Annotated in this window: 3 protein-coding genes; all 3 read left to right on the top strand. The window is 52.0% G+C overall.

Translation table 11 applies throughout. From position 1 onward, the window contains the following. Positions 1-419 precede the first annotated feature (419 nt). The 3 genes from KKH67_12705 to KKH67_12695 are packed head-to-tail and all read left to right on the top strand — an operon-like array spanning position 420 to position 3957. The gene (locus KKH67_12705; GenBank protein ID MBU1320040.1) at positions 420-2402 is read left to right on the top strand and encodes a HEAT repeat domain-containing protein; all 1983 of its coding nucleotides are present in this window, start codon (positions 420-422) and stop codon (positions 2400-2402) included. A 37-nt stretch (positions 2403-2439) separates the two neighbouring features. Beyond that, positions 2440-2937, top strand: coding sequence for an adenosine-specific kinase (locus KKH67_12700; GenBank protein ID MBU1320039.1), 498 nt, complete (start codon positions 2440-2442; stop codon positions 2935-2937). A 6-nt stretch (positions 2938-2943) separates the two neighbouring features. Next, positions 2944-3957 (top strand): MBL fold metallo-hydrolase, encoded by a 1014-nt coding sequence (locus KKH67_12695; GenBank protein ID MBU1320038.1) that lies wholly within the window; start codon positions 2944-2946, stop codon positions 3955-3957. The last annotated feature ends 128 nt before the right edge of the window (positions 3958-4085 follow it).

Genomic DNA, 4085 nt, shown 5'->3' with positions numbered 1-4085 from the left:
CGATCACAGCCGAAAAGTCTGCCTCAATGTATCGGAAATCGGCAATCAGGAGCCGCATTCGTTAACTATCAGTGATCCGGTTCTGAGATTCAAGGGAGAATGGATAGTCTCGGAGAACAAGGAGTCCGGCAATGAGCCGATTCCGGTTTCCGGCGTCAGTTCGGCCAAGGTCCTGTAAAATCAGGCGACACGTGCGAACGGATGCAGGCAGTTCAATCGAAAACACCTCTTGTCACAGAAAAGATGGGCCATATATTTCTATTGTAGCACCCTCACGCCGAGGAATAACAGTCACCTTCAGAGAATAGACAATCGGGACTGCGACATCACTGTATCACGCATCTTTGCTCCCTTTTTCCTTGAAATTTGCGCTTCAGATCATATCTTCCCCGCATTGAGCAATATTACAAGGAGTCTTGATGTACAGAATTCTGGCCGCTTTCGGTCTCACCTTCATTGTACTTTCGCTTTCCTGCGGAGATGTTGAGGATCAATATAGTCACATTGACAAACTCGCCACCATCGCTATCCTCGAAGATTCCCGCAGTATGGGAACCGGCGAGCTACTTAACTTCCTGAGCGACCCCGATCCGGAAATTCGAATGCGATCGGTGCAGGCGCTCGGAAGAATGGGGATCGAATCGACCACAGCGGATATTGCAACTCTCATGACCGACTCGGTCGAATCGGTGAGGCTCGAAACGGCATTCGCTCTCGGTCAGATTGGCGGCACTGAAGCAATGCTCGCGATCACATTGAATATTGAGGATGAAACATCTATTGATGTCAGATGCTCTATGATAGAGGCGCTTGGCAAGATCGGCGATCCTGTGGCGGTTGCTACTGTGCTGCACTATTTCGATGATCCGAATCCACGAATTCGTCGTTCTGCTGCGTTTGCCATGTCGCGGATACCTGAGCACAACCAGACGGATGCTCTGGTCGAGCTGTCGCGCGATGACTCGGAAGAAGTCCGCTGGATGGCAGTATTTGCGATGTTCCGCACGGGCGATTCAGAAGCTTTCGGTCGTCTGAGGTGGTGCCTCAAGGATTCCAGCACGCTCGTCCGTCAGTTCGCGGCTCGCGCAATTGGCGCGCTCGGTGACAGCTCCGGGCTCGATCAGCTCACAGAGCGGCTTCGACGCGAAGAGAGCGATCTTGTGAAGATCAACCTTATCCGTTCTATAGCCGACATCGGAGACCGCAAAGCTCTCAAATCGCTTCTGAATGTCCTATCGGATGACAATTCGATCCATCTCAAGGCTGAAGCTATCACTGCTATCGGTAAGCTGAAGCTGACATTGGCGATGTCGAAACTCAAGCCATACCTGGCGGATGAGAATCGCACGATTCGAGGCGCGGCAATGGTGACTGCGGCGCAAATCGATCCGGCGTTCTTCATGCAGAATGTCGAAGGCTTCCTCGGCGAAGCCGATTCATACATCAAACTGAGGCTCATCGAAGGACTTTCCTCTATCGATACCTCCGCTTCGATTGACCTGATAGCCGAGTTGTTCAAAGATCGAGAAGGAGTGGTTCGACGTGAAGCGTTATCGGCGATGCGCAATTTCAAGGATGTCGATCTGCAACCGTATCTTGCGAACGGACTCGATGATCGCGATTTCACCGTCGCAATCACCGCGATCAGCATGATAGTGGAGCGCAAAGATTCGAACTATGTCGGCGCGGTCGCGCGAGTGTTCTCGCAACATTCCGCGGACAGGAACCCCGATCTTCGGCTGACCGTCGTGCAGGAATTTGGCAAATGGGTCGACAGTCTGTCGCCTGATCCGGCTATGGTGGAGGTGTTTAACAGGGCGCTCGGCGATGTGGACTATCGTGTCAGAGAGGCGGCTATCAATGCGTATATGAAAATCGGAATCGACCACACGTCCTCGCTCGGCGAATACGCCTCCAAAATAAACCGGCAGACCTACAACGACATTTTTTCACGATACGCATCCAATCCGAAAGCGGTTATCGAGACTAACCGGGGTACGATTGAGATAGAGTTGCTGTATGATATTGCTCCCAAGACTGTGAGCAACTTCGCGGACCTCGCGGAAAGCGGCTTTTTCGATAATAGAATATGGCACAGAGTTATCCCGGGATTTGTTATCCAGGATGGCTGCCCGCGTGGCGATGGCTGGGGAGGCCCCGGGTACAGCATCCGAAGCGAATGGAATCGGAAAGAGTACGAACGAGGCACGGTCGGCATGGCTCATTCCGGGAAAGATACCGGTGGTTCACAGTTCTTTATCTCACATACCGCGCTGCCGCACCTTGATGGTCGATATACCGTGTTCGGGCAGGTGACATCGGGAATGAGAGTTGTGGATCGCGTAGAAGTCGGCGATTCGATCAGAGCGATTCAAATCGTTGCTCCTCATGAATCGAATTGAGTTAAGTTCGTTTCGATGAAAGAGAAGGGAATGAGATATGAAAACTGAAATTGTCAAGATCGTCGCTCCCTCTGACACAAATCTGATTTTCGGCATGACGCATTTCATCAAGAGTGTCGAGGATATCCACGAGGTGATGGTGAATTCGGTGCCTGCGATCAAGTTCGGTGTTGCATTTTCAGAGGCATCACAGGAGTGTTTGGTGAGATCCTCGGGTAACGATCCCGAACTGATCAAGGCTGCCGAGGATAATATTCTGAAAATCGGCTGCGGACATTCGTTCTTGATCTTCATGCGAGAGGCTTTCCCGATCAACGTCCTCAATAATCTGAAAAACTGTGTCGAGGTCTGTCGGATATTCTGCGCGACGGCAAATCCGGTCGAGGTGATTGTTGCGGTGTCGGAGCAGGGACGCGGTGTGATGGGTGTGATCGATGGTTTCGCACCGAAAGGTGTCGAGTCAGACAAGCACAAACAGGAACGCATGGGATTCCTTCGAATGATCGGCTACAAACTGGGACCGTCAGAGAAATAGCAACTTATGATTCACTTCAACAGCGGTATCGAAATAGAAGGTGTCGACATTCCTCTCGATTCGACGCGCAAGCGGGATTTCGCATTCGTTTCGCACGCGCATTCCGATCACTGCGCGCGGCACAATAAGATCCTCGCAACGCCTGAGACGGTGATATTCTTCCGCAAGAGGTTTAGCCGCGTAAAATCGATTGCGGTGCCGCTGGGCCAGAGGACAAAAGTCGGCAATATCGATGTCGAGCTTTACTCCTCGGGACACATACTCGGCGCTGCGCAAATCATGATTCACCAGAATGGACGCAAAATTGTCTATACAGGCGACTTCAAGCTGAGGCAGAGCGCGACGGTTCAGCCGATCGAGATCAAGAAGTGCGATGTGCTCGTGATGGAGACGACTTACGGCAGGCCGGAGTATGTCTTTCCGGATCGGGATGTTTCGATCGATCTACTTCTGAAATTCATCAAGGCGACACGCGTTTCGGGGTACACTCCGATGATCCTCGGATATTCGCTCGGCAAGGCGCAGGAGGCGCTGAAGATAATCGGTGACGAAGGATATCCGGCGAGCTTGCATTCATCGGTGTATGAAATGGCGATGCTGTACAAGAAGTGCGGGATCAAGTTTGGCGAGTTCGAGCTGTTTGACCGCGAGACATACAAAGATAAGATTCTGATCGCGCCTCCCGGTTGGAGTCGCAACTCTGACATGAAAGGACTCCGTCGGGTTCGGTCATGTATGCTGACCGGCTGGAGCGTCGGGAGCCTTCCACGCTGGAGCGGCGCCGACACTACAGTGCCGCTATCGGATCACGCCGATTACAATGAACTGATAGCGTATGTCGAAAAGGCGCAGCCGAAGAAGATTCTTACGATACACGGTTTCAAGGAATTCGCCGCTGACCTCTGCAAGCGGGGTTACGACGCGGTTCATCTCGGCAAAGGTGAATCTGTTTATCTCGATGAACGCCCGACAAAATACTCCCCCAACAAACGCACCGGGAATGTGGATTTGTTTGAGTAGAGGAGTATCATCGTTGTCATCCCGGTGAAAGGGCTTGTTGAAAAACCCTAAATGATGTCATTGCGAGCGAAGCGTGGCAATCTCTGTGTGCCTTAAGTGTGCAAGCAGAGGCTGTGCCTCTGCGTTCT

It is taken from the genome of Candidatus Zixiibacteriota bacterium (assembly GCA_018820315.1).
In the GTDB taxonomy this organism is placed as follows: Bacteria; Zixibacteria; MSB-5A5; order JAABVY01; family JAHJOQ01; genus JAHJOQ01.
Note: the sequence above shows the minus strand (reverse complement) of the source record. Positions and strands in the feature narration are given on the sequence as shown.